Genomic DNA, 26,275 nt, shown 5'->3' with positions numbered 1-26,275 from the left:
ATTTATGATAATACGTATTTAAGGTGATGATAAAGTGCAATAAAAATAAATCCTAAAGGAATTATAATTGAATAGGCTTTTCCAATATTTTGTAAAGTTTTCTTTCGTCCTGCAGTTGCTCCCATTGATTGGAATGCTGATGTAAAGCCATGTAATAAATGAAGCATTAAAAATACAAATGCAATGACGTATGCAATAGTTCTTATATGGCTATGAAATTTATGCTGTAATTCTTCAAAGTAGCGATAGCCCTCTACACCTTCATGCATTCCAGACCAATCGCCTTGAATAAATTTGGTGTTAATCTCTGGGAACCAGAAATCAATAAAATGTAATATGATAAATGCTAAAATGGCTATACCACTCCAAATCATATTGCGACTCATCCATGAAGAATTTGCTGCACCATTATTTTTAGCATAAGGCACGCCTTTAGCTTTTTTATTTTTCAATTCTAAAATAAATCCCATAACAAAATGAAATATTACCCCAAAAATCAATATAGGTTGTAATCCGTATTGTACTAAAGGATTTGTACCCATAAAATGAGACACTTCGTTAAAAGTATCTGGGCTAAAAACTGATAAAATATTTATGGCAAAATGTTGAAGTAAGAAAAACATGAGGAAAAAAGCTGATAGAGCCATGGCTACCTTTCTTCCAATCGAAGATTTAAAAAATCCGCTCATTATAATTGTGATTAATTATTTGTTACACAAAGATAAGAAGCGGTAAGTACTCAAACAAGTTTTACATCTTTTTAAAATTTATTTAGAATGGGTTTAATTAAAAAGCCCTTTAAATTTTTAAAAAATAAAGGGCTTAACTTATTTCAATTGGAGTTAATCTACAATAGGGATTAATCCACGAAGTCCCATATCTACAACCTGTTCTCCTGCACTTGGTTCGTATTTCCCATCGGCATTCACCTCTGTCCACTCAAAACTATTGTTCGTTGAAAACGATAAAGTAACCACAACATCTTCAGTTTCATCTCCTGTAATTTCTAAGCTATTTTCAAATTGTCCCGTAACCACACAAGACCCTTGAGGAATGGGAGAAGAGTCAAACAATGGATTTGGAACGGTTGTTGCGCCTTCAGGTGCCTGACCTTGAGCTGTAAAACCTAGTGTTTCAAAAGCCCAAAATCCTTGTAATTTATTCGCATTCACAACGATGTCACTTCCATTTAAATCAAACGTAGAGATATAAGTGTTGTAACCTACAAAACTAGCAAGAGTTCCTGTATAGTCGTTACCATCATCTGCTAAAAAATCAATATTTCCTTCTTGGTAAGCTAGCGAGACACGAACCCAATCAAAACTACCATCATTAACCTGGCTTAATGGAATCGTAAAAAACGTTTCGTTATTTCCAGCAAATGTTGCATTTTGAAAATCGATTGCATTTCCGCCTCCAACATTAGTTTCAGCGCCTTCAAAAATAATTTCACCTTCACCTAATAAGGTAAAAGCATTAGGTGCAAATTCAATATAATTGGCACTCATTCTATTCACATTTGGTGATTGTGCTGCATTTCCTGCAGCTACTGAAACAGGTTGCCCAGAATTCCCTAAACGTCCTTGAGTAGGATCAAACTTTAATTTGATAATTAAATTTGGTTCAGAAGTTGTGTTTGACGCATCATCATCGCTACATGATATTAATACAATGACACAGCTAAGCAGCAATAATTTTAAGTATTTCATTTTTCAAGGTTTTTTATATTATAACTTAAAAACCTAGTAAATAGTATATTATTTCATTTCAAACATGGCTATTTCTGAGTCAATTTTAACAGTATACGTCCCTTTTGGCAGATAATATTTTTCGTTTTTAGCTTGAATAATATCTATGCTGGTGTTTTCTTTCAAGAGCTTTTTTCTTCCCTCTTCGGTTAAAGACAGATCGTAATCCACATAATTAAAGCCCTTATCTGCTTCTACAGAAATAGTGTTTAAAACAGTATTGTTTTCAGATAGAATTTTAATGTCTTTTTTTCCAGAAGTAGTTGTGTAAAATTTAATCGTTCTTAAAGGCTCGTATGCATCAAACCATTTACTCCAAGAACTTCCCCAACGTGAAGAGAATTGTATATCTCTAACTGGAAATAGTACTAAATCTTTACCTAAATGCTCAGGGTTTATATTTTGTAAAGCTTCAATATTTGTTTTATAGATGCTTCTTCCGTGTGTTCCTAATAGTAAATCTTTAGCTTCAGGCTGAATCACCATATCATGTACAGCAACTGCTGGCAAGCCTTCGTTAAAAGCCTCCCATTTTTCACCTTTATTAAAAGACACGTAAGCTCCATTATCTGTTCCTAGATAGAGTATGCTTTCATTTACTGGATCTTCTTTAATCACATTTACTGGAGACATTGGGATATTAGAACTGATGCTTTTCCATGTTGCACCAAAATCTTCTGAAACATACGCATACACCTTAAAGTCATCCCAACGATATCCATTTAAAGTGAGATAAACACGTTCTTTTTTATGTTGTGAAGCAATCACGCGACTCACCCAAAGGTCTTTCGGAAAACTTCCAGAAATGTTTTGCCAAGTTCCACCTCCATTTTTAGTGATATGCAGTAATCCATCATCACTTCCAGTATAAATTAATCCAAACTCAAAAGGCGACTCACTAATACTTGTTAAAGTTCCATAAGCGACGTTGCCTTTTTTTCCACCTTGTGTTAAATCATTACTAATGGCTTTCCAGTCATCACCTTTATTCATAGAACGCATCAATTTATTTCCGCCTAAATATAAAATATCTTGATTGTGAGGTGACAATAAAATTGGGGTTTGCCAATTAAATCGATATGGATTTTCACCTAATTCATGTTTAGGCTGAATATACGTTTGTTCATCTGTTTCGCGATTGATTCTATAATAATTTCCAAACTGATAACCTGTATAAACCAGATTAGAATTTCTATTATCAATCTGAATGTGCATGCCATCTCCTCCCATAAGACTCTCCCAAGGATGGTGACCATTCTGTTGCCAAGCTTTATTCTGTGACGCATAATTTGGACCTACCCAAACCCCATTATCTTGCAAGCCACCATACACATTATATGGCTTTTCATTATCCACATTAATGGCATAAAACTGTCCGACAGCAGTCACATTTAGTTTTTCCCAACTTTCGCCATCATCATAACTCATGTTTAATCCACCATCGTTCCCATCTATTAAATGTCCTGCCTTGTTAGGGTTTACCCAAAGTGCTTGATGATCGGCATGTACATTTTCAGCACTTATAGACGTAAATGTTTGTCCGCCATCTTTAGATTTCAAAATAGGAACACCTAAAACATAAATTCCATTTTTATCATTAGGATCAACACGTATTTCTCCAAAATAATACCCATAGCTATAGTATAAATCGTCAAGATAATCATCATGTGTTTTTGTCCAGGTTTGTCCACCATCTTCACTTTTATAAACCTCAGCACCTATAACAGGTGTATCGAACAACATAGAGTTAGCATCTTCAAGGTATTTTGCTAAATCAATTGGTTTTACGTTTCCACTACGTACCATTTGTTTCACATTTTCTGAACGGTATTTTTCTTGAAATCCATTCGTTTTTAAAAAGCTATTCAGTTTTTTATCGTCTAACTTTAAAAAATCTTCCGTAGTTATTGTTTTAAAATCCTCTTTAGTTAATCCACGTTGTTCTTCATCTTTGCTTTCTTTAGTTCTTCGGAATTGATTATCGTGCAACGCATAAATCGTGTTTTCATCATAAACAGCTAATCCAATTCGTCCAACACCTTGTCCTATTGGGAAACCACTTCCTTCTTTAGACACTTTAGTCCAAGTCTCACCAGCATCAGTACTTTTATAGATTGCTGAATTATTTCCATTGCCATTAAAATTCCATGCTTTTCTATCACGTGTCCATGATGATGCAAACATAATGCTGTAATTATTTGGCGCATGTTGTAAATCAATGATTCCGCTTAAATCATCTACAAAAAGCGTTTGTTTCCAGGTTTGTCCTCCATCTTTCGTTTTATACACACCTCGTTCATCATTTGAAGAATATAAATGTCCTGTCACACCAATGGTGACTTCATTCGTATTATTTGGGTTGATTAAAATTCTACCTATATGTTGCGAATCATGCAAACCAACATTAGTCCATGTTTTACCATTATCATTAGATTTTAAAACCCCAATACCAGCATAAGATGAACGCGATGAATTATTCTCACCAGTACCTACCCAAATATTTCTGTTTTTCCAATCTATAGCAATATCACCAACATTTTGGGTTGGGGAAGCATCTAAAATTGGCGTAAATGTTGAGCCATTATTAGTCGTATGCCAGACACCACCAGAAGCATAACCTACATAAAATTCGGTTGGATTTTCAGGATTCACATCAATATCAACCACACGACCACTCATAACCGTTGGCCCAATATTTTTAAATGGCACATTTTTCACTAAAGAGTTTTCCATTAGTAATTGCTTCTCTTTTAGTGCACTTTGAACTAAGCCTGATGAAGTAGCAGGTTGCTGAGCTTGTGTTTGAAGAAACGTTAATAGTACTAAAAATAAGGTGAAGGTATTTTTCATGATAAGTTTGATGTTTAAAGTTATGAAGGTAAATAATCTAGAGATAGTCTCAAAGCTTGAATCAACAAAGATTGAATCTCGAGATCACGACGTCAAAACTTTAAGCTTCTTTTTTATTATTTCAATCTTAAAGTTCTTATTTTTGATGAATTCCATAATATAATAGTCAACAATGAAATATCACCTAATAGATTCTTCGCTTTTTATAAAAAACAGAAAAAACTTTACAGCACAGATGAAGCCTAAAAGCTTAGCTGTATTCAATTCAAATGATATTTATCCTGTAAGCGCAGACAGTACTTTGCCTTTTGCGCAACATAGAGATATCTTTTATTTAAGTGGTGTCGATCAAGAAGAAAGTATATTGATTTTATTTCCAGATTGTCCCAATCCTAAACATCGCGAAATTCTATTTCTAAAAGAAACCAATGAGCATATTGCAGTTTGGGAAGGTGAAAAATTAACCAAAGAAGCCGCCTTAAAAACGAGTGGAATTAAGACCGTGTATTGGCTTCAAGATCTTGAAAAAGTGTTGTTTGAATTAATGACACTTAACGAAACTATTTATATAAACACCAATGAACATTATAGAGCTTCAGTTGAAACCGAAACTAGAGAAGATCGTTTCACCAAATGGTTAAAAGAAAAATATCCTGCGCATACTGTTGCGAAGAGCAACCCTATTTTACAACGTTTACGCTCAGTAAAAGATCAAATAGAATTAGATTTAATTCAAACTGCTTGTGATATTACTGAAAAAGGCTTCAGACGTATTTTAAACTTTGTAAAACCTGATGTTTGGGAATTTAATATTGAAGCTGAGTTTATGCATGAATTTCTAAATAATCGCTCTAAAGGATTTGCATATACACCCATAGTAGCTTCTGGAAATAATGCCAATGTATTACACTACATAGAGAACAATCAGCAATGTAAATCTGGTGATTTAATTTTACTAGATGTAGGCGCTGAATATGCCAACTATTCTAGTGATATGAGTCGAACTATTCCGGTTTCTGGGAAATTCTCCAAACGTCAACGTGAGGTTTATGATGCTGTAAAACGTGTCAAAGATGAAGCAACAAAGCTGTTAGTTCCAGGTGCACTTTGGGCAGAGTATCATATTGAAGTTGGCAAACTTATGACTAATGAGTTACTAGGTTTAGGACTCATTGATAAAGCTGATGTTCAAAATGAAAACCCCGATTGGCCAGCTTATAAAAAATATTTTATGCATGGCACAAGTCATCATATGGGATTAGATACACATGACTACGGATTATTACACGAGCCAATGCAGGCTAATATGGTCTTTACAGTCGAGCCTGGTATTTATATTCCTGATGAAGGTTTTGGTATTAGACTAGAAGACGATGTGGTTATTCAAGCTAATGGAGAGCCTTTTAACTTAATGCATAACATTCCTATTGAAGCCGAAGAAATTGAAGATTTGATGAACTAAACATTCGCCATTTAATTTCGCTATATTTGTGAATATCAACTAAGAACTAACCTTAAATTCACACTATTTTGAAATTACTTTACACCTTTTTTTTTAGCTTTTTCTGCACCCTATTTTATGCACAAACTTGTGCGCCAGAACCCAAAGTACTAATTGCTGGCGATTCTTGGGCACAATACATGTCTGACGACGAAACCCACAATGTTATTTTCGATAAATTCGGACATGCAGATTTTGACTTACTTGGACCATCGTTAGGTGCTAATCCAGGACCTGGTTATACAGGTAGCGAATATGCTATTAGTGGTTCGGAAGCAAATGAATGGGCAGACACTGAAAATTACCCTTGGGTTGATAATGTAATTAATGAAATAACCAATAACCCAACTATTGAAACGGTTATATTAAGTATTGGCGGAAATGATATTTTAGCAGCCAAATCTGGTGGAGGATGGTATAAAGACATGGATCTAGACACACCAGGCTCTGAAGCTGCTTTATTTGCAACCATTAGAGATAATACCTTTGTAATTATTGATAGCATTTTAGCTGTACATCCAGATGTAGAAATATTAATTTCAAGCTACGATTATCCTAACTTTAATACTACTTTATGCTTTCTTTTTGCTTGTCCGCTACGAGATGATTTAAGTAGAGACGCCACAAATGATTTAATTACAGATGCAGAATTAAACCAAATGATGATTACTGTTGAAGAAGAACGTATTTCATGGCTAGATTTAGAACCTAATCTGGCATTTGATAACGCCATTGGCCTCTCACATTACTATTATGGCGATGGCGTGAACGCACCTGGAACACTTCCTCTACCAGAAGCAACGGCTCCTTTTTCAGCAACCTTTTATGGTGGTAATTTAAACCTACCTAGTTTACGCGCAAATTTTAGAAATATTTTTGACCCTATACATCTAAGTGCAGACGCTTATGAGAATAAAATTATACATCAAACCCTAAACTATTTCATGCCAAAAATCAGGGATGATGTTGATGCAACTATTTTTTCTACTGGAGGCACAGAAGATGGCTGGACAAATGGCTCAACATTAGGCACGAATGAAGTCCGTATTGGTGATGATGGGACTAACAGCTACAAAGGCATATTAAGTTTTGATACGAGTTCTCTTCCAGACGATGTAACAATCGATAAAGTAAGCTTATACTTAATTAGAAATAACGCCAACCTTACCAATCCTTTTACTTCTGGAGCATTAGGCGCGCCTCAAATTGATGTAAAAAACGGAAGCTTTGGAAGCTTAACTATAGAAAATTCTGACTTTACTGAAAGTGCAGACGCAACCGATGCAGGCTGTTTTCATGGCACTGTTTCTGCAAACGATTATGCAATGCGTATAGATTTAAATGCTGCTGGAATGGCAGCCCTAAACCTTACTGGAAATACACAATTTAGAATTTCATTTCCAAACACGAATGCCAACGCAGACTATATAGATTTCAATACAGGAAACGCTACAGTAGATGCAGATTTTGAAACGGTAGGACTAGCAGAATATATGAATAACGCAAAACCTTTTTTAGATATTAATTATACACAACCTTTAAGTGTTGATGAGTTTGTAGATAGCAAAATTTTACTATATCCAAACCCTGTTAAAAATAACTTTAATATTAAAGGTTTAGAAAACAAAACATATCAATTACAAATTATAACTCCACAAGGACAGGTGGTCAAAGACCTTAAAAACTTTACCTCAGAGCAATCAATAACGACTGAGAATTTAGCTAATGGATTTTATTTTTTACGAATAAAGTCAAACAACGCCTATAAAACTATGAAGTTTTTAAAGACGAATTAATTTTATTTTTTATCATTATTTGCTAAACGCTAGAGCCAAATATTCTGGCGACATAAGTAGTACTAAAAATTTATATTTCAATTAAAATTGAGGAATCTATGGACTTAAAAAATGAAAACACATCATAGAGCAAATTAGACAGGATTAACCCTTAAATTACTATGTCTATATTTCTTAAGTTTTAATGTTTAAAACATCATCTTTAGATTTATAAACCGTTAACGCAACTTCTGCTATCACATCTGAATTTACTTTAAGCTCATGCAAAGTTGCAAGTAAATGTTTTGCAACTGCCTCAAAGTGTTTGTTTTCAAGTTTCATATACTTGTGGGCTTGTCTAAGAGATTTCCCGTTGTAAGTATCTTTTCCTCCAAAAACATGTGACAAAAACATCTTTTGCTTGACAGCTTGAGATTGCATATTAGTATGTTTAAAATAAGAGTTAATTATATCATCTGCTAAGACTTTTTTATAAAATAAATCAACTGCTGCATTTACAGCGTCTTCTCCGCCTAATCGATGTAATAAAGATTGATGTGTTGTCATGTTTATAGGATTTATTTGATTATAATTTTTCTTGTTTCAGTCGCATATCGAGAGGACTGTATTTGTAAGATATACAGACCTTGTGCCATCGATTGTAAATTAATACGTTCTATAAAGTTATTGGCATTGAATACAATTTTGCCTGTGATTTCTATAATTTGTATTCTAGATATAGACTCTGAATAAGCACTATTTGAAATCGTGATATTTAAGTAATCTGATGCTGGATTCGGGAAAATAGCCATATCAGCATCAGCTATAACGTGTTCTACACTTAATACATCACAAGTGGTTTCCGTATACATAGCAGAATCAGGAATTAACCAATATGTATAGAGACCTTCATTATTTGTCGCAGCTACTTCATCTGTAACTTTTATACAAGATACATTCGTATCTGTTAGATTTACAGTGGTTAGAGTAGGATTATTCGATAGGTCTAATTCCTCGCCTAAATTAGGATTGAGTTGAGCCAAAAAATATTGTAAGGCTACATTTTGAGATACATCAATCGTAGCGAGATTATTTGAGCTTACATGCAGCATCTCTAAGTTTGTATTATTTGAAACATCAATGGCTTCGAGTGTACTGTTGTAAAATCGTAATTCTTCTAACAGCAAACAGTTTTCAAGAAATATTTCAGATATTGAGTTGTACGAAGCATTTAAACTTAAAAGATTAATATTGTTTGAAACATCTAATTCGTTCAATAAATTATTCTCTAAAAATAAGATTTCTAAATTGACGTTGTTTTGTAAATCCAATTGGGTTAACATATTATTACTTAAAGCAAGAAATTCTAAGTCTATACAGTGTTCTATATCTAGATTGTCTAATTGATTATCATAACCAAATATTTCTACAATACTCGATGGCACTACCAACTCTGTTATAGCGTTGGAATGACATAGCAATAACTCAAGGCTCGTATTTGCCGATACATCTAAAGTTGTGAGATTGTTATTAGCACATCTTAGCTCTTCAAGCTCTGCGTTTTCTGAAATATCTAATGTTTGTAATTGATTGTTGTCTAGATTTAAAACTATCAAATCTATATTCTGAGAAAGATCAATACTTGTAAGATTGTTACCAGACGCTTGTAAAAAATTTAAACTTTTAAAAGCTTCAATACCAGTTAAATCGTCTATATTATAATTAGTAAGGAATAGATGTGTAACCTCATGTATGATATATCTAAAGACCATACCATCAATAACATCATCGAAACCTTGGTCTATTAAAGCTTGCTCAAAGTTAGGGTCTGGTATGGCTATTGTATCAAAACAATCATCTGAGTACGTTGACATCTCATCAATCTCCCACCACTGATAGATATCCACATTGTTTAAAGCATTTGTTAAATTTTCAACTTGTACACACGATAGAGGTGTACCTGTAGCATAAAAATCCGTGAGTAATGTGTTTTGGCTCACATCTAGAGATGACGTAAACTGTGGATTATTAGGAATATAGAGTGTGCTTAACTGCGAATTATTTGTCACATCTAAGTCAGTTATGGCTGTATTGCCAAGCCTTAAAACTTTGAGATTGCTATTAGCACTTGGGTCAATGTTTACTAAAGGGTTATGTTGTAGCCTCAAATTTTCAAGTCCTAAGTTGTTTGATATATCGACAGATGTTATCGTATTATTGGATGCTGTTAATAAAAGTAATAAAGGGTTCTGTGAAACATCAATAACTTCGAGATTGTTAAAGCCAATTTGAACATCTTCGAGTAAGGCGCATGGGCTCAAATCTATAGTAGTTAAATCATTATAACTAGCATTTAAATAAACTAATGAACTAGAGAGTACTAAATTAGTAATGTCATTTGTATAGCAAAATAGTTCAGTTAAATTGGTGTTGGCACTAACATCTAAAGACTCTAAATTCATATTTGTAGCACGCAGCGTTTGTAAATTTGGTAAGGAAGATAAATCAACAGTTGTAAGATTGTTATGAGAGATATCTAAATACTCTAAACTGTAAAAAGCATTAATTCCTGTAAGGTTGGTAATTTCTTTATTAGCAACATCTAATGTTGTTACTGAATAGGTGTTAATTAAAAATACTTGACCATCCATAACATCATCTATACCAAGGTCAACAAGCGCTTGTTCAAAATTTGCATCTGGTATAGCTGTAAATTGAGCATAGCTAAAATTTGAAGTAAACAATAGGACAAATAGTTTTAGTAAATAAGTTTTTTTCATGACATAAAAATTAAATCGGTTTAATGATTCAAAAGTATAATGTCACTAATCTTTCAAGGTCTCAGGATATCATCTGTTGAACAAATGAGACTTATTTAAACGTATAAAGTTTTTTTGAGTTTTTATGATATTCTGAAGGCGACATGTCTGTGAGTTTTTTAAAGTTTCTATAAAAACTTGCTTTAGAATTAAACCCAGCTTCAAGACCAATTGATAATAAAGTGTAGTTTTTAAAGTCTTCGGAAATGATATGTTCTTTGATTTCGTTTACGCGATATTCATTAATATAGTCAATGATAGGTTTACCGCTAATTTCATTCACTATTTTAGATAAATACCCTGAAGAAATATCGAGTTCATCAGCTAATTTTAGTGACGTTAACTGCTCATCACGATAGAGTTTTTTCTGTTTCATGATACCTTCCAAATCTTCAAAATACTTTAGTTTGTTATCCAAGTTTGAAACCTTGCTGTTCTTTCTAACCTCTTTGATTTTTTGAGAAGATAACGATGCAATTAAGAGCAGTAATTGTAAGTGCAACTGATTAAAAAATTCTTTATCTGGATGTTCACAATCAATAATACCGTACAGTTTTCCATGAATAGTAATGGGTACACATATTTCTGAAAACCGTTGCTTATCGTCAACTATATATCGTAAATCTGTTGTCGTATCGTAAACAATTTCTGGAATTAAGGTTTCGGCTACTTGACCTACAACTCCAGAACCAACTGGGATGTCAATTCTATTAAAAATAATATCATCGTAAGGGTTTTTAGTACCAAAAGCCGCTGACTGTACGAGCATATTGTTTTCTTTCTCATACTTGTAAATAACACAATCCACAAAATTGAGTGTCATAATAATTTTTCTAGCTAAATACCATAACACTTCCTCTTCATCGATATCGCTCGACATGCCACTATAAAAATAGTTTAATGATTTAATAAATTCAAATGCGGTTTTCATTGTTGGTGATTATTCAACTCTTGCGAAGTAAGCACAATCTACTCTGCGGTTTATTTAATTTTTATCAAATGTTTTTGGGATTATATTGTTATCCGTTTCTCCAAAAAATGTCCAAGACATGATATGCCAACGATCATTTTTAAAAATTAATTGCAGGCTATTTATTCCTCTTCTTTCAACTTTTCCGTCTTTTTCTAATCGTGTTTCGTAAGTACTCCAAACGTGTGCAATATTGCCAAAAACTCTAACCTCCCTATTGATTTCGCTTTCATAAAAGGCTGTGTCAAAAACCATGTCATCAGTTTCTTTATGAAATTCCTGCAATGTCATAGTTACTTGTTCTTGTTTTTCTTTGTCAAAAAAGGAGTATGTTGCTTTTGGGTGATGTAAATAATTATCTCTTTCCCATTGTCTTTTTGCTCCTTTTTCACCGGAAACAACCTCATAGCTTGCATTCATTAAAGCGTCGATTGTTTTTGCATCATTTTCAAATGGTTTGTTCTGTGCCTTTAAATTCCCTGTTGTCATAAATACGACCGTTATTAAGTAAATAAAAAAATGTTTCATTATCTTTTTTTACAAAGCAACTCATACTAGTGTATTTAAAAAAATAAGTTATTTAGTTCGTTTATATTATTATGTAATTAGTCCGCTATATTATTTAAAGTAACAATTTGTCTATACTGCTCAATAAACATTCCTTATAGCTTTTTGCTATTGTAATTTTATGTTCGCCAATAATTAAATGATTATCTTCTATATATTCTACATTTTTCAAATTCACAATATTTGAATTATGAACTCTCATAAATTCGTCAGGCAATTTATCAATAAGGACTTTTAAAGTCTTGTAGTAAACATACTTTTTGTTGTTTTTGATAAATATTTCGACATAATTCCCTAATCCTTTTACAAACAAAATATCGTCAAAATTTAATTTGATTAATTTTTTATCAGTCTTTATAAAGGTGAACTTCTGTTGGTTTTTCATTTGTCTTTCTGTTTTCAAAATTGCCAGTACCCTTTTAATACCTCAAAAACATATCTAGTTAAGAGCTGTCTTTTGGCTTTAAAAACACGAAACAGGCACTGTGTTAAAACTTCATTATCCATGTTTTGCCACTCTAAAATTATAAAAAATAAGTCTCAATTCTCAATCTAGTGCATGTTTTGCAATATCTAAAAAAAGGTTGCTTCTACATTTGCCCCATAAATCTTAAAAAATATAATTTATGAAAACCCATTTTTTTTTTAAAACAGCACGTTGTGTTACAAATGTTGTTCTGATGGTATTACTAATGACATCATGTAGCAGTGATGACGATACGAACACAGTGCCAGAACCTACAAATACTATCTATGACTATCTATTAAACGATTCAGATTATTCAGAATTTTCTGAAGCAGTAAACTTCACAGGGTTTGAAGCACAGTTAAGAGACATGTCTATGGATTACACTGTGCTTGTTCCCACCAATGATGCTTTTGATGATTATTATGCAGAGCATGAATTTGAATCTGATGAAGCAAAAATTGAAGCGCTTAATATCATATTAAGACAGCATATCTTTCAAAATGAAATGATAGACTATGACGATGCCGATGAAGGCATAAGCACTCAAAACATGAATGGTGAAGATATGTCCTTCTATATTGAAGGTGTAACTATGGTAATAGATAGGAATGAAACCTTCGCTACCCTTGCACTTGAAACAGATATTGAAGTAGATAATGGTATCATACACATTGTAAGAGATGTTATATCTGCAAACTAATTAAAGAGAGACTGCAGCGCCTAGATGTTGTCTTGGTGTTTGCAAGTCGATTTAGAAAACATTTAAAAATTTAAAATTATTTATTATGAAACATTTTAAAAGTATTAAAATAGTATGTCTTTGCTTGTTAACTGTATATTCTTGCAGTAAAGATGATGACCAATCTGTTCCTGTGGATCCAAGATTAGAGTTTGTTGGTTCCTACAGAATTTCTGAAACAGTGGCACAATATTCAGATAATGAGGGGACACAACCAGAAGTATCAATTGATCTTAACCCAAGAATAAATTTTGAAATTGATAATTCACTTAATAATGATGAATTATTGGTTGATATGGAAGAGTTTATTGAAGATCTCTATAGGGGTTTGTATTTGGATATCGATGTTGTACTTGGTGTAATTGATGTAGATATTGATGACGATATCATCGCTCAAATTTCAGGAAACGATTTTGAAATCAACAATGCAGAGTTTGAGGTTACTATTGCTCTTTCTGAAGAGGAGGAACATTTTGTACTCGATAATGAAATGGATGTTGAGGGCGATTTTAATGGTAATGCTTTACGGTTTGATTTTGAAATTTATTTTTCATCTGTTGCTGGACAAGCTGTTATGGAAGGAGACAGTGAAGGAGATAAAGACTGATTTTATATTCAGACAACCATTTGTATCTCATGAAACAAAATTGCAGATATACCATATCTACAGAATAAGAAAGTAAACTAGGGGTAGTTTATTTGCTAGTCCCATTAAGTATCATATTTAAAGATACTTGGTGGGATTTCTTTATATCATAATATTATCCTTTTTGGTTTCAATAAGGACAACGCAAACAAAAGTTATTAGAGTTGGCAACACCCAACCTAAATTATTTTCTGCTAAAGGAATAATCTGAATAATCTCATTTAGACTCACTGATGGGCTTATAAAATTTAAAACATCTGGAACACTAAATATAAACGTAATAATGACGGTTGCTCTAAAAGCTAACGGACTCGCGAACCGTTCTGGAAGTACATTCAGTAAAATTAAAACGATTGTAATTGGGTATATAAAAAGCAACACTGGAATGGCAATAACAATAATAGCATGAAAGTCTAATTGTCCAACAACGACTCCAAATACACAGGCGATTACTGATGTAATTATATACACAGTTTTAGAATCATTTAATAAGCCTTTAAAATAATCTGCTGTTCCAGCAATAATTCCAACAGCAGTTGTGAAACATGCTAATGAAATAAGAATACTTAACACGGTATTACCCATTGTGCCTAATGAAGCAATACTTATATTTCTTAATAAAGTGGCACGTTGCATATCATTACTCAAAGTAGAATCAACATTAATTTCTGAGCCATAGAACGCTCCAACAGCTATCAATCCTGCATATATAATAAACAAACCGAAGCCTGCAATGAAACCTGATTTTTTAATAAGGTCTTTTTTGGCTTCAAATGAAGTCTCTGTTTTAAAATTTAAAGAAATAATAATCACGGCACCTACAACGACTGCTCCAATAGCATCAAAAGTTTGATAGCCTTCCAAGATGCCACTTACAAATGGTGAATCAAATTGGGTTGTATTCGTAATCATTTCCGAAGAAAACAATCCAATACTTATAACTAATAATAATATAATGACTATTAATGGTGTTAGAAATTTTCCAATAAAATTTAGGATTTTAGAACGGTTTAAAACAAACACTAATACCAATGAAAAATATACTGCGCTGGTTAGTAATTTGCTTGTGCCAAAAACTGGGTAAATTGCTATTTCATGTGTAGCAGCAGCTGTTCGTGGTGATGGAATAGCAATAGAAATTACATAGACAATAATACAATACACTAAACTAAAACTAGGAGACACCTTTTTTCCAAAATCATACATGGTACCTTGTAGCCTAGCGTGAGCTATAATTCCAAAAATTGGAATTATAACTGCCGTTATCATAAACCCTAAAATCACCCATAACCAATCATTACCAGCATTATAACCTAAAAGAGGTGGTAACAACAAGTTGCCTGCTCCAAAAAACAAAGAAAACAAGGCGAAACTTGTGATTAGTATATCTCTTCTGCTATTCATTAAAATTTATATTAGTGCTAAACATTTCTTAAGACAAACTCTTTTTATCTTTGTCGAATATAGTTTAAAAATGATTTTAGAACACAAAGGCATTAACATTTTTTATACAGATCAAGGTAAAGGTTCTGCTATTGTCCTTTTACATGGTTTTCTTGAAAATAGCACGATGTGGAATACTTTCATTCCAACATTAGCCAAAAAAAACAGAGTCATTTGTATAGACCTACTAGGCCATGGAAAAACACCTTGTTTAGGTTATGTACACACGATGGAAGACATGGCAATCGCTGTTGAAGCAGTCTTAAAACATTTAAGATTAAGAAAATATTTCATGATAGGACACTCAATGGGAGGCTACGTCGCTTTAGCTTTTGCCGAAAAAAATTCAACAGCATTAAAAGGGCTGTGTTTAATGAACTCAACGTATGAAGCAGATGATGATGAGCGCAAATTATTACGCACTCGCGCCAACAAAATGGTTCAATCTAATTTTGAAAATATGGTTAGAATGTCGTTTGCAAATTTATTTAGCGATGTAAGCAAAAGATTACATAATGAAAAATTTGAAAGCGCTTTAAAAGAAGCCTTAAAAACACCTATTCAAGGGTATATTGCTGGTCAAGAAGGGATGAAATTACGTCAAGACAAGTTTCATTTTTATAAATTATTAAATTGTAAAAAGCTGATTATCATTGGTGAAAAAGATTCTGTTATAGACAAAACAAAGCTCGTAAACGATACTAAAAACACCAATATTCAAACTATAATTTTTAATGAAGGACACATGAGTCATATTGAAAATGAGTTAGAATGTCAAAATGCGATAATGCATTTCATCGAATAAATTGTGTCTTTTGTCGTTTATTTAATTTTTTTTTCTATGTTTATATCCCCAAACTACTCTAAACATGGAAAAAACAATTACTAAACCAGCATTAATACCGAACTTAATCTGCAATGTTTTCGGTCATAATTTCGAGGTATCAAAAAAAGTCACTTTTCACGTCAAAGAATATCAATGTAGTCATTGTAAAAAGCAAATGACTACAAATAGCAATGGAAATTTAACCGATTTAACACCAAAATACAAAGAGATAAATTCCATATTAGAACGAATTTACAATCATAAAATGTTGCGTTTACAGGAAAAATCTCTCATTTCAACGATTAGTTAGAGCAATTTCTTACTTGAACCATGAAATTGATTTATATTAAACTCCTCAAAACCAAATCAATTCATCATTATGAATCATATCCATTGTAGCGTATTTGGTCATGACTACATCGTTTCTAAAGATGTCACTCGGTATGTGAAGGAATATCAATGCAAACATTGTAAAAAACAAATGACCACGAGTGTAAATGGTAATTTAATTCCATTAACTCCGAAATTTCAAGAAATCAATTCGGTTTTAAAAAGCATGCACAGAAAAAAAGAAAAACGTAAAACTTTAGTTTTTAATCGTTAAGTGGATTCCATCCTTGAGCTTTAATAGGTATTTTAGTTTCTGCTCTTGTCACTAAATACATTCCAGAATTAGCGTTTGTCATATGCCCAATTACTGTAAAATTAGGGTTCGCTTTAATTTTAGGAAAATCTTCTTGAGCAATGGTAAATAACAACTCATAATCCTCTCCTCCATTTAAAGCAACTGTAGTACTATCAATATTAAACTCTTCACAGGTAGAAATAACTTGTGGATCTAGCGGTAATTTATTTTCATATAAATCGCACCCAACATTACTTTGCTTACATAAATGCATGACTTCGGAAGATAAGCCATCACTAATATCAATCATTGAAGTTGGCTTCACTTTTAAATCTTTGAAAAGCTTAATAATGTCTTTTCTTGCTTCAGGTTTTAATTGGCGTTCAATAATATAAGTATAAGGTTCCATGTCTGGCTGACTATTTGGGTTGACCAAGAACACTTGTTTTTCGCGTTCAAGAACCTGTAAACCCATATATGCACCTCCAAGATCACCTGTAACAACTAATAAATCATTTGAATTAGCTCCACTTCTATAAACCACATTGTCTTTTTCAATTTCGCCAATAGCAGTTACAGAAATTAATAATCCAGAAGTAGAGGTTGTAGTATCACCACCTACCACATCTACATTATATATTTTTGCCGCTGTTTGAATTCCTTCGTAAAGTGCTTCTAATGCTTCTAATGAAAATCGATTAGAGACTGCAATTGAAACGGTAATTTGTGTTGCTTGTGCATTCATAGCATACACATCAGATAAATTAACCACTACAGCTTTATATCCTAAATGTTTTAATGGGACATAACTTAAATCAAAATGTACACCTTCGACTAAAAAGTCTGTAGATACAACGACCTGTTTGTCTTTGAACTCTAAAACTGCGGCATCATCACCTATACTCTTTATCGTCGATTTATGAGATACTTTAAACTGAGATGTTAAATGGTCTATAAGTCCAAACTCTCCTAAACTATTTAATGGTGTTCGTTGTTGGTTTTTATCTTCTATCATAATGCAAAAATAGGAAGCTTATTATTAAAAAAGTAGGATATTTTCATATTAACTTGTTATAGAGTAAAAAAAGCTTCTAATCTTCTGATTTTATTGAAAATAAACCCTCTATTTTAACATTATATTTGTGCTTTTTATTGATTATTGCGTTAAATTTGCTGGGCTAAATTATCATACTTAACCTAAATTCATGAAATTCAATTTAAAAATATTAATACTATCATTGATAGTCCAATCTAGCATTTGTTATTCTCAAACAATATGTACAGATGGCTTTGCTGGAATTTACCCTTGTCACGATTATGACTTAATGTCTAACATTTCAATCTTAACCCTCACAGGTGAAGAAAATGCAGAAGGTAGCGATGTTTGGGGCTGGACTGATCCTTTAGATGACAAAGAATATGCTATTATTGCTACAAGTCATAGTACTGCTTTTGTTGATGTAACAATTCCAACCAACCCTGTGTTTTTAGGGCGATTAGATACTGAAGCTGGGGTGAATTTATGGCGTGATGTGAAAGTCTATAACAATTACGCTTTCATTGTTGCAGATAATGTTGGACCCCATGGTATGCAAGTGTTTGACCTTACTCGATTAAGAAGTGTTGCTTCTCCTCCTGAAATATTTACTGCTGATACGGTTTACAATGATGTAGGTAGTTGTCATAATATTGTGATAAATGAAAGTGAAGGTATGGCTTATCTTGTTGGGTGTAACACTGCTAGTGGCGGTCCAGTTTTTGTAGATATATCGAATCCATTATCTCCAACAAGTGCAGGGAGTTATCCAGACGATAATTATACACATGATGCTCAAGTTATAACTTATAACGGTCCAGATTTAGAGCCTGACGCTGAGACGACTTCTATACCAACCTATGTTGGCCGAGAAATATTAGTTGCTAGTAACGGAAGCTTTGGAGCTGATGATAAACTCATAATTCTAGATGTAACAAATAAAAATGATGTGATAAAAATTGCTGAAATTTCTTATTCCCAACCTGGTTATGCACATCAAGGCTGGTTTACCGATGACCACAGATATTTTATCATGGGAGATGAAACTGATGAGCAAGCCTTTGGTATGAACAGCAGAACACTTGTGTTTGATCTTTTAGATCTAGACAACCCTGTTCTTACAACAACATACCTTGGTGCTTCTGGTGCCATAGATCATAATGGTTATGTAAAAGGCAATAAGTTTTATTTGGCTAACTATAGAGCAGGTATGCGAGTAATAGACATCCCAAGCATGTTGGCTTCAAGTAATACCACAGCTGATGATGCTGAAATAGGTTTTTTCGATACTTACCCTAACAATAACAACACCTCATTTAATGGTGCATGGAGTATTTATCCTTATTTTAATAGTGGAAATATTATTATTAGTGACATTGAAAGAGGTTTATTTGTAGTTAGACAAACAAACACATTATCCACTAATGATGTTACTCAAAATGAAAATTTTACTATTTTTCCAAATCCATCATTTAACAACCCAACCATAAAGGCTAAATCTAATACTCTAATTAATAGTATTGAATTATATAATGTCCTTGGACAGAAAATATCTTCCATAGACAATATAGGCAAAAATGAATTCGTTTTACAAACAGAACACTATACCAATGGCCTTTATTTTGTTAAAATAAATTCATTAATAACAAAAAAAATAATACTTAAATAAAATGCGATTATGCTCAAATTAATAAAAAAGAAATCTCAATTATTAACCTTAGCGCTATCAATTCTTTTAACCCCTTTATTTCATTCTTGTGATAATGAACCTGTAGACCAAACTATTTTAAGAGATTCTGATGGAGATGGAGTAATCGATAGTATTGATAATTGCATCAACTTTATGAATCCAGACCAAGCTGATGAAGACAATGATGGTATAGGTGATGTCTGTGATGACTCAGCAGATACTGATGAAGATGGTGTTCCAGACAATATTGATAACTGTCCAAATGTTTCAAATGCAGACCAAACTGATACTGATGGTAATGGTGTAGGTGATATCTGTGAAGGAACATCAGACGCACCATTATACCCATGTGAAGGTGGTATGGCAGGACCTTACCCTTGTAATGACTATGATTTAATGGCACATGTTCCTGTTTCTGTTTTAGCGAACACAATGGGAACTCCTGAAGGTAGTGATATTTGGGGATGGACAGATCCATCAACAGGAAAAGAGTATGCCCTTGTAGCAACTACAAATAGTACTGCTTTTGTAGATGTGACAGATCCTTTAAATCCTGTATTTTTAGGAAGACTTGATACCTCTGCTGGAACAAACTTCTGGAGAGATGTAAAAGTGTATAACAATCATGCCTTTATTGTAGCTGATGGTGTTGGTCCTCATGGCATGCAAGTTTTTGACCTAACAAGATTAAGAGATGTAACTAGCCCTCCTGTTAACTTTACTTCTGATGCATTATATTCCGAATTTGGAAGTGCTCACAATATTGTAATAAATGAAGATTCAGGATATGCTTATGCCGTTGGAACCACTAGAAGCGGACCCTTCTCAGGAGGCCCTTTATTTATTAACATTCAAAACCCAACAAATCCTGTAGGTGAAGGTGGATTTGCAGGCTACGCACATGATGCACAAGTGGTAACTTATGATGGTCCTGATGCAGATTATATTGGACGAGAAATATTAATTGGAAGTAATGAAAATGAAGTTGTTATTGCTGATGTCACAGATAAAAGTAATCCAATAACTATTTCAACAATAGATTATGATAATATTGGTTATACACACCAAGGATGGTTTACAGAAGATATGAATTATTTTATTCTAGGTGATGAAACAGACGAAATGGGATTTGGTAATAATACAAGAACAATAGTTTTTAATTTTAGTGATTTAGACAACCCTTCATTTCATGTCGATTATTTTGGCCCAACACCAGCTATTGATCACAATGGCTATGTAAAAGGCAACACATATTATCAAGCTAGTTATACAGCTGGATTAAGAATGATTGATATTAGCAGTATAGCTGCTGGAACTCTTACAGAATCTGGCTATTTTGATACTTATCCAGAAAGCAATAGTACAAGTTTTCATGGAGCATGGAGTGTTTATCCTTATTTTGCAAGCGGTAATATTATTGTTAGTGATATTGAAAGAGGTCTATTTATAATTAGAAAAAGTGAATAAACTAAATCTTATAAAAGCATCGTTTTTTAGCTTAATATTAATATCAAACCTTAGCTGTAAATCTGATGACGAATCGACTCCACAACACACTTTTTTAGGTGAGATAGATTTCATCTCAACATTTGGCGGAACAAAAAACGAAAGCGCACAATCTATTGTAAATACTCAAGATGGAGGCTATGCTATTCTAGGACATACGCAAAGTATGGATTTTGATATTACTGATAAGCCTAATGAAAGTTTTGATTATTGGGTTTTAAAATTTGATGCTAACAATGAAATACAATGGTCTAAAACTTATGGTGGAACAGATGATGATAGAGGAAATAGTTTGGTGCAAACTTCTGATGGAGGTTATGCTATTTTAGGACAGAGCTCTAGTAATGACGAAGATGTTACAGGAAATTCAGGCTCTAACGACTACTGGTTAGCAAAATTAGATGCTTCTGGAAACATAATCTGGCAAAAATCTTATGGCTATTCTGGAGCAGATATTGGAATTACACTTATACAAACTAATGATAACGGATTCTTCATAACAGGTGTTCTAGATGTAACCGCTTCTGGTGGTGAAGGAAATACCCGAAGACATGCTGGTGGAGATTATTGGGCACTTAAACTAAATTCATCTGGAGAGATCGAATGGAGTAAATATTACGGAGGTAGTTTTACAGATACACCTTATGATGCTATACAAACTACAGACGGCTACATAATTGTAGGATCTTCTGATAGCGATGATGTCGATATAAATAACAATAAAGGGTCGTATGATTTCTGGGTTATAAAGATTAGTGAGACAGGAGATCTTATTTGGGAAAAATCTTATGGTGGATCAGAAATCGATGAAGCTTGGTCAATAACACAAACCAATGATAATAATTTTGTTATTGTTGGTGATACTAGAAGCAGCGATTTAGACGTTAACAATTTAATTGGCGCAGCAGATTTGTGGGTCATAAAAATAACACCTACTGGTGATTTAATCTGGGAAAAAACTATAGGAGGAACTAATTTTGATGTTGGAAGGTCTATAGTTAAAACTCAAGACCAAGGGTTTTTAATTTCTGGAAGCTCAAGGAGTTCAGATATAGACCTAAATTCTAATAATGGACAAAATGATGCTTTAGTTTTAAAAATAGATGCCAATGCTAACCTTGAATGGCAAAAAACGATTGGTGGCTTAAACATTGATTTTGCTTATGATGCCATCGAATTAAATGACCTAACCATTGTTGCTGTTGGTGATTCCAATAGCAATGAAGGCGATATACCTACAAATAAAGGATTCTCAGATTTACTAATAATAAAAATAAAATAATGAAAAGACTTTTTGCAATACTTATAATAGCTCCTCTGTTTATTTCTTGTAATAACAATGATGATGATAATGTTCAAAATGTATCAACTACATTTAATTTTTCTCATAATTGGGATGGAACAGAAGTAAACAGTACAGATTTTAATACCATTCAATACACTAATGCTAATGGTGAAGAATTAAGTATTGAAAAACTTAGATACTTAATTTCAGATATTACGTTTACAAAAGAAGGTGGCGAAACAATAGTTATAGACGGCTATAATTTAGTCGATTTAACCAATAATGAAAACTTATCTTATACGCCTAACATCGAAATCCCAACAGGAAACTATACCAACGTCTCTTTTACTTTTGGTTTTGATGCCGAAGATAATACGGATGGTACTTATACAGATTTAAACTCAGCTACATGGAATGTTCCAAACACACCAATGCTTGGAAGTGTTGGAGGTTACCATTACATGCAACTAGAAGGAAAGTTTATCGATAATTCTTCAGCTGAAGTCGGTTATGCATATCACGTCATTCGAGCTGCAGATGGAAGCACTACTCCTCCTACAGTTCAAGAAACTTATATAGATGTAGATTTAGGAAGTGTCACTATTTCAGACCACATAACGTTTAATATTGAAATGAATATTGCCGAATGGTTTAAAAACCCAAACCAATGGGATTTAAATGTTTTAAACAATATGCTAATGCCAAACTTTAATGCGCAAATTATGATGAATCAAAATGGGCAAAACGTATTTAGCTTAGGTGACATCATTCAATAATATTCAAAATAATTCATGAAAAAATATGGTGTACATATTATATTAATTCTTAGTTGCTTTTGCTTATCATGCACAAATGATGACCAGAACACCAATTCTTATATACCAACACCAAGTCCATTACAAATACCTCAATTATTTGAAGATTTAATTATTTCTCCTGTAATTCCTACAGATAACCAACAAACTATTGAAGGCATTGCCTTAGGTAAAAAACTGTTTTTTGACCCTATTTTATCTGCTGACCAAACTCAAGCTTGCGCTTCTTGTCATGCACCTCAAAATGCGTTTACAGATGCTGCACGTTTTAGTGTTGGAATAGATGGAAGCATAGGAACACGAAACTCTATGCCTTTATTTAATCTGGCGTGGAATTATGATGACCGCTTTTTCTGGGATGGTCGTGTATTTAGTCTTGAACATCAAGCTCTAGAGCCTGTCACAAACCCAATAGAAATGAATACCACTTGGGAAACGGTTGTAAATAGACTAGAGCAACATCCAGATTACCCAGAATTATTTAAAAAAGCCTTTGGTGAAATCCCAATTACTAAAGAATTAACGACTAAAGCAATTGCTCAATTTGAACGCACACTTATTTCTGCTGATTCGAAATTTGACAGATACTTACAAGGCACTGAAACATTGACTCCTCAAGAACTTAATGGTTTAAATGTGTTTTTAGATGAAGAAAGAGGTGATTGTTTTCACTGTCATGGTAATCCTAATAATCCTTTATGGACCGACAACGCTTTTCATAATAATGGCTTAGATGCAACGTTTACAGATCTTGGCTTAGGCGAATTCACAGGTGACCCTACAGATAATGGTAAGTTTAAATCGCCTTCTTTACGCAACCTAGCCTTTACAGCACCTTACATGCACGACGGACGATTCGACACTTTAGAAGAAGTCATCAACCATTATAGTGAAGGCTTACAAGACTCGCCAACTATTGATCCATTAATGAAAAAAGTAGATGAAGGTGGTGTGCATCTAACAGATCAAGATAAAGCCGATTTAAAAGCATTTCTGCTATCGCTTTCAGATTCAACATTCATCAACAATCCTCTATTCAATAACGAATAGATTTTTCTTATTAAAGTATTGCCAATATAATGTTAGGTTATATGGAAATCCATGACATATATTGTATATTTGCACTCTATTTTAGACAAAATCTAATTAAAGAAAATGATAAAAGTTTCAGAAACTGCGAAAAAGAAAGTCGTAGAACTTATGACTGAAGATGGCTATAACGCTACAACAGATTTTGTTCGTGTTGGCGTAAAGAGTGGTGGTTGTTCTGGCTTATCTTACGATTTAAAATTTGATAAAGAACATCAAGCAGAAGATAAAGTTTTTGAAGACAATGGGGTGAAAATTATTGTCGATAAAAAAAGCTTTCTATACCTCATTGGAACAACACTAGAATATTCTGGTGGATTAAACGGAACAGGGTTCGTGTTTAATAATCCTAATGCCAATAGAACTTGTGGTTGTGGCGAATCATTCTCACTATAAATACATTTATGAGTAATAAGTATACAGAAGATGACCTTAGGGAAGAATTAAAAACCAAAGAATATGAATATGGTTTTTATACAGATATTGAATCTGACACGTTTCCTATTGGTTTAAATGAAGATATTGTTCGTGCGATTTCAAAAAAGAAAGAAGAACCTCAATGGATGACAGACTGGCGACTAGAAGCTTTTAAAGTATGGAAAGATATGATCGAGCCAGAATGGGCTAATGTTCATTATAAAAAACCAGATTTTCAAGCCATTTCTTACTACTCTGCTCCAAATAGCAAACCTAAATACGACAGCTTAGATGAAGTCGACCCCGAACTTTTAGCCACTTTTGAAAAGCTAGGCATTTCTATAGATGAGCAAAAGAAGTTAGCAAATGTTGCTATGGATGTCGTTGTTGATTCAGTTTCTGTAGCAACAACTTTCAAGAAAACACTAGCCAAAAAGGGCATTATCTTCATGAGTATTTCTGAAGCGATTAAAGAGCATCCTGAATTAGTGAAAAAATATTTAGGAACTGTGGTGCCTCAAAAAGATAATTTCTATGCAGCCCTAAATTCGGCTGTATTTAGTGATGGTAGTTTTTGTTATATTCCAAAAGGCGTTCGTTGTCCTATGGAATTATCAACTTATTTTAGAATTAATCAAGCAGGAACAGGACAGTTTGAAAGAACTCTTGTTATTGCAGACGAAGGCAGCTATGTTTCATACTTAGAAGGATGTACTGCTCCTAGTCGTGATGAAAATCAGTTACATGCAGCTGTTGTTGAACTCATCGCACTTGACGATGCCGAAATAAAATATTCTACCGTTCAAAACTGGTATCCAGGAAATGCTGAAGGTAAAGGTGGTGTTTTCAATTTCGTAACCAAACGTGGTTTATGCGAAAAGAATGCGAAAATTTCTTGGACACAAGTTGAAACTGGATCTGCAGTCACCTGGAAATACCCTAGTTGTGTCTTGAAAGGCGATAACTCAATTGGCGAGTTTTACTCTATAGCTGTTACTAATAATTATCAGCAAGCAGATACTGGAACTAAAATGATTCATTTAGGAAAAAACACAAAATCCACCATTATAAGTAAAGGAATATCTGCTGGTAAATCACAAAACTCGTATCGTGGATTAGTTCAAATTAGTTCTCGTGCAGATCATGCGCGTAACTTTTCGCAATGCGATAGTTTACTCATGGGAAATGAATGTGGCGCACATACATTTCCATATATAGAAGCAAAAAATAAAACAGCACAAATAGAACACGAAGCAACAACCAGTAAAATTGGCGAAGACCAAATTTTTTACTGTAACCAACGTGGTATAGATACAGAAAAAGCAATCGCCTTAATTGTTAATGGCTTTAGTAAAGACGTTTTAAACAAACTCCCAATGGAATTTGCTGTTGAAGCGCAAAAACTATTAGAAATAAGTTTAGAAGGAAGTGTTGGATAAAATTATCAGGTTGAGCGTAG

24 protein-coding genes are annotated in these 26,275 nt (G+C 33.3%); 14 read left to right on the top strand and 10 right to left on the bottom strand.

What is annotated here, in order from left to right; genetic code table 11:
* Positions 1-2 precede the first annotated feature (2 nt).
* The 3 genes from ACFS5M_RS03700 to ACFS5M_RS03690 form a co-directional block, all read right to left on the bottom strand.
* Positions 3-689, bottom strand: coding sequence for a succinate dehydrogenase cytochrome b subunit (locus ACFS5M_RS03700; RefSeq protein WP_183485925.1), 687 nt, complete (start codon positions 687-689; stop codon positions 3-5).
* A 153-nt stretch (positions 690-842) separates the two neighbouring features.
* Positions 843-1,709 (bottom strand): hypothetical protein, encoded by an 867-nt coding sequence (locus tag ACFS5M_RS03695; RefSeq protein ID WP_183485917.1) that lies wholly within the window; start codon positions 1,707-1,709, stop codon positions 843-845.
* Between the two features lie 48 nt (positions 1,710-1,757).
* Positions 1,758-4,598, bottom strand: a complete 2,841-nt coding sequence (locus ACFS5M_RS03690; RefSeq protein ID WP_183485915.1) for a WD40/YVTN/BNR-like repeat-containing protein — start codon at positions 4,596-4,598, stop codon at positions 1,758-1,760.
* A gap of 172 nt (positions 4,599-4,770) precedes the next feature.
* On the opposite strand from ACFS5M_RS03690, the gene ACFS5M_RS03685 reads away from it, so the two are divergent.
* Both ACFS5M_RS03685 and ACFS5M_RS03680 read left to right on the top strand, forming a co-directional pair.
* Entirely contained in the window at positions 4,771-6,060 is a 1,290-nt protein-coding gene (locus tag ACFS5M_RS03685) for an aminopeptidase P family protein (RefSeq protein WP_183485912.1), read from the top strand.
* Between the two features lie 68 nt (positions 6,061-6,128).
* Entirely contained in the window at positions 6,129-7,895 is a 1,767-nt protein-coding gene (locus ACFS5M_RS03680; RefSeq protein ID WP_183485909.1) for a T9SS type A sorting domain-containing protein, read from the top strand.
* A gap of 174 nt (positions 7,896-8,069) precedes the next feature.
* Here the strand turns inward: ACFS5M_RS03680 and ACFS5M_RS03675 are convergent, their stop codons facing one another.
* The 5 genes from ACFS5M_RS03675 to ACFS5M_RS03655 form a co-directional block, all read right to left on the bottom strand.
* Positions 8,070-8,441 carry a group I truncated hemoglobin gene (locus tag ACFS5M_RS03675; protein ID WP_183485906.1) on the bottom strand — a complete coding sequence of 124 codons (372 nt, stop codon included), beginning with the start codon at positions 8,439-8,441 and terminating at the stop codon, positions 8,070-8,072.
* Between the two features lie 11 nt (positions 8,442-8,452).
* On the bottom strand, positions 8,453-10,654 hold the full coding sequence (locus ACFS5M_RS03670) for a leucine-rich repeat domain-containing protein (protein ID WP_183485903.1): 2,202 nt from the start codon (positions 10,652-10,654) through the stop codon (positions 8,453-8,455).
* A 91-nt stretch (positions 10,655-10,745) separates the two neighbouring features.
* On the bottom strand, positions 10,746-11,624 hold the full coding sequence (locus ACFS5M_RS03665) for a helix-turn-helix domain-containing protein (protein WP_183485900.1): 879 nt from the start codon (positions 11,622-11,624) through the stop codon (positions 10,746-10,748).
* Between the two features lie 54 nt (positions 11,625-11,678).
* Positions 11,679-12,191, bottom strand: coding sequence for a hypothetical protein (locus ACFS5M_RS03660; protein ID WP_379897901.1), 513 nt, complete (start codon positions 12,189-12,191; stop codon positions 11,679-11,681).
* A gap of 94 nt (positions 12,192-12,285) precedes the next feature.
* The gene (locus tag ACFS5M_RS03655) at positions 12,286-12,615 is read right to left on the bottom strand and encodes a LytR/AlgR family response regulator transcription factor (protein ID WP_183485897.1); all 330 of its coding nucleotides are present in this window, start codon (positions 12,613-12,615) and stop codon (positions 12,286-12,288) included.
* 241 nt (positions 12,616-12,856) lie between these two features.
* Between ACFS5M_RS03655 and ACFS5M_RS03650 the strand changes: the two genes are divergently transcribed.
* On the top strand, positions 12,857-13,399 hold the full coding sequence (locus ACFS5M_RS03650) for a fasciclin domain-containing protein (RefSeq protein WP_183485894.1): 543 nt from the start codon (positions 12,857-12,859) through the stop codon (positions 13,397-13,399).
* A gap of 85 nt (positions 13,400-13,484) precedes the next feature.
* Positions 13,485-14,045, top strand: a complete 561-nt coding sequence (locus ACFS5M_RS03645) for a hypothetical protein (protein ID WP_183485891.1) — start codon at positions 13,485-13,487, stop codon at positions 14,043-14,045.
* 141 nt (positions 14,046-14,186) lie between these two features.
* Here ACFS5M_RS03645 and brnQ read toward each other — a convergent pair whose 3' ends face one another.
* The gene (brnQ, locus tag ACFS5M_RS03640; protein WP_183485888.1) at positions 14,187-15,488 is read right to left on the bottom strand and encodes a branched-chain amino acid transport system II carrier protein; all 1,302 of its coding nucleotides are present in this window, start codon (positions 15,486-15,488) and stop codon (positions 14,187-14,189) included.
* Between the two features lie 70 nt (positions 15,489-15,558).
* Between brnQ and ACFS5M_RS03635 the strand changes: the two genes are divergently transcribed.
* The 3 genes from ACFS5M_RS03635 to ACFS5M_RS03625 all read left to right on the top strand — a co-directional run bounded on the left by ACFS5M_RS03635 (position 15,559) and on the right by ACFS5M_RS03625 (position 16,957).
* Entirely contained in the window at positions 15,559-16,332 is a 774-nt protein-coding gene (locus tag ACFS5M_RS03635) for an alpha/beta fold hydrolase (RefSeq protein ID WP_183485886.1), read from the top strand.
* A 64-nt stretch (positions 16,333-16,396) separates the two neighbouring features.
* Positions 16,397-16,663, top strand: coding sequence for a hypothetical protein (locus ACFS5M_RS03630; protein WP_183485883.1), 267 nt, complete (start codon positions 16,397-16,399; stop codon positions 16,661-16,663).
* Positions 16,664-16,732: 69 nt separating this feature from the next.
* A complete protein-coding gene (locus ACFS5M_RS03625; RefSeq protein WP_183485879.1) occupies positions 16,733-16,957 on the top strand; it encodes a hypothetical protein in 225 nt (74 codons plus the stop codon).
* Here the strand turns inward: ACFS5M_RS03625 and thiL are convergent.
* Entirely contained in the window at positions 16,947-17,993 is a 1,047-nt protein-coding gene (thiL, locus tag ACFS5M_RS03620) for a thiamine-phosphate kinase (protein WP_183485876.1), read from the bottom strand. The genes ACFS5M_RS03625 and thiL overlap by 11 nt on opposite strands.
* 190 nt (positions 17,994-18,183) lie before the next feature.
* Between thiL and ACFS5M_RS03615 the strand changes: the two genes are divergently transcribed.
* The 7 genes from ACFS5M_RS03615 to sufB all read left to right on the top strand — a co-directional run bounded on the left by ACFS5M_RS03615 (position 18,184) and on the right by sufB (position 26,255).
* Positions 18,184-19,683 (top strand): choice-of-anchor B family protein, encoded by a 1,500-nt coding sequence (locus tag ACFS5M_RS03615; RefSeq protein ID WP_183485873.1) that lies wholly within the window; start codon positions 18,184-18,186, stop codon positions 19,681-19,683.
* A 9-nt stretch (positions 19,684-19,692) separates the two neighbouring features.
* Positions 19,693-21,171, top strand: coding sequence for a choice-of-anchor B family protein (locus ACFS5M_RS03610; protein WP_183485870.1), 1,479 nt, complete (start codon positions 19,693-19,695; stop codon positions 21,169-21,171).
* The gene (locus tag ACFS5M_RS03605) at positions 21,164-22,492 is read left to right on the top strand and encodes a hypothetical protein (protein WP_379897894.1); all 1,329 of its coding nucleotides are present in this window, start codon (positions 21,164-21,166) and stop codon (positions 22,490-22,492) included. The genes ACFS5M_RS03610 and ACFS5M_RS03605 overlap by 8 nt, the downstream gene beginning before the upstream one ends.
* Entirely contained in the window at positions 22,492-23,271 is a 780-nt protein-coding gene (locus ACFS5M_RS03600) for an MbnP family protein (RefSeq protein ID WP_183485867.1), read from the top strand. The genes ACFS5M_RS03605 and ACFS5M_RS03600 overlap by 1 nt, the downstream gene beginning before the upstream one ends.
* A 15-nt stretch (positions 23,272-23,286) precedes the next feature.
* A complete protein-coding gene (locus ACFS5M_RS03595; RefSeq protein ID WP_183485864.1) occupies positions 23,287-24,360 on the top strand; it encodes a cytochrome-c peroxidase in 1,074 nt (357 codons plus the stop codon).
* A gap of 105 nt (positions 24,361-24,465) precedes the next feature.
* Positions 24,466-24,795 carry a HesB/IscA family protein gene (locus ACFS5M_RS03590; protein ID WP_183485862.1) on the top strand — a complete coding sequence of 110 codons (330 nt, stop codon included), beginning with the start codon at positions 24,466-24,468 and terminating at the stop codon, positions 24,793-24,795.
* A gap of 8 nt (positions 24,796-24,803) precedes the next feature.
* Positions 24,804-26,255, top strand: coding sequence for a Fe-S cluster assembly protein SufB (sufB, locus tag ACFS5M_RS03585; RefSeq protein ID WP_183485859.1), 1,452 nt, complete (start codon positions 24,804-24,806; stop codon positions 26,253-26,255).
* Positions 26,256-26,275 lie beyond the last annotated feature (20 nt).

The organism is Lacinutrix iliipiscaria (assembly GCF_042686125.1).
Lineage (GTDB): Bacteria > Bacteroidota > Bacteroidia > Flavobacteriales > Flavobacteriaceae > Oceanihabitans > Oceanihabitans iliipiscarium.
This window is presented reverse-complemented; position numbering and strand designations above follow the sequence as displayed.

Bases quoted from the DNA above. Each gene is read 5' to 3' on its own strand.
- ACFS5M_RS03700 (WP_183485925.1), bottom strand. From the start codon at position 689: ATGAGCGGATTTTTTAAATCTTCGATTGGAAGAAAGGTAGCCATGGCT.
- ACFS5M_RS03695 (WP_183485917.1), bottom strand. From the start codon at position 1,709: ATGAAATACTTAAAATTATTGCTGCTTAGCTGTGTCATTGTATTAATA.
- ACFS5M_RS03690 (WP_183485915.1), bottom strand. From the start codon at position 4,598: ATGAAAAATACCTTCACCTTATTTTTAGTACTATTAACGTTTCTTCAA.
- ACFS5M_RS03685 (WP_183485912.1), top strand. From the start codon at position 4,771: ATGAAATATCACCTAATAGATTCTTCGCTTTTTATAAAAAACAGAAAA.
- ACFS5M_RS03675 (WP_183485906.1), bottom strand. From the start codon at position 8,441: ATGACAACACATCAATCTTTATTACATCGATTAGGCGGAGAAGACGCT.
- ACFS5M_RS03670 (WP_183485903.1), bottom strand. From the start codon at position 10,654: ATGAAAAAAACTTATTTACTAAAACTATTTGTCCTATTGTTTACTTCA.
- ACFS5M_RS03665 (WP_183485900.1), bottom strand. From the start codon at position 11,624: ATGAAAACCGCATTTGAATTTATTAAATCATTAAACTATTTTTATAGT.
- ACFS5M_RS03660 (WP_379897901.1), bottom strand. From the start codon at position 12,191: ATGAAACATTTTTTTATTTACTTAATAACGGTCGTATTTATGACAACA.
- ACFS5M_RS03655 (WP_183485897.1), bottom strand. From the start codon at position 12,615: ATGAAAAACCAACAGAAGTTCACCTTTATAAAGACTGATAAAAAATTA.
- ACFS5M_RS03650 (WP_183485894.1), top strand. From the start codon at position 12,857: ATGAAAACCCATTTTTTTTTTAAAACAGCACGTTGTGTTACAAATGTT.
- ACFS5M_RS03645 (WP_183485891.1), top strand. From the start codon at position 13,485: ATGAAACATTTTAAAAGTATTAAAATAGTATGTCTTTGCTTGTTAACT.
- brnQ (WP_183485888.1), bottom strand. From the start codon at position 15,488: ATGAATAGCAGAAGAGATATACTAATCACAAGTTTCGCCTTGTTTTCT.
- ACFS5M_RS03635 (WP_183485886.1), top strand. From the start codon at position 15,559: ATGATTTTAGAACACAAAGGCATTAACATTTTTTATACAGATCAAGGT.
- ACFS5M_RS03630 (WP_183485883.1), top strand. From the start codon at position 16,397: ATGGAAAAAACAATTACTAAACCAGCATTAATACCGAACTTAATCTGC.
- ACFS5M_RS03625 (WP_183485879.1), top strand. From the start codon at position 16,733: ATGAATCATATCCATTGTAGCGTATTTGGTCATGACTACATCGTTTCT.
- thiL (WP_183485876.1), bottom strand. From the start codon at position 17,993: ATGATAGAAGATAAAAACCAACAACGAACACCATTAAATAGTTTAGGA.
- ACFS5M_RS03615 (WP_183485873.1), top strand. From the start codon at position 18,184: ATGAAATTCAATTTAAAAATATTAATACTATCATTGATAGTCCAATCT.
- ACFS5M_RS03610 (WP_183485870.1), top strand. From the start codon at position 19,693: ATGCTCAAATTAATAAAAAAGAAATCTCAATTATTAACCTTAGCGCTA.
- ACFS5M_RS03600 (WP_183485867.1), top strand. From the start codon at position 22,492: ATGAAAAGACTTTTTGCAATACTTATAATAGCTCCTCTGTTTATTTCT.
- ACFS5M_RS03595 (WP_183485864.1), top strand. From the start codon at position 23,287: ATGAAAAAATATGGTGTACATATTATATTAATTCTTAGTTGCTTTTGC.
- ACFS5M_RS03590 (WP_183485862.1), top strand. From the start codon at position 24,466: ATGATAAAAGTTTCAGAAACTGCGAAAAAGAAAGTCGTAGAACTTATG.
- sufB (WP_183485859.1), top strand. From the start codon at position 24,804: ATGAGTAATAAGTATACAGAAGATGACCTTAGGGAAGAATTAAAAACC.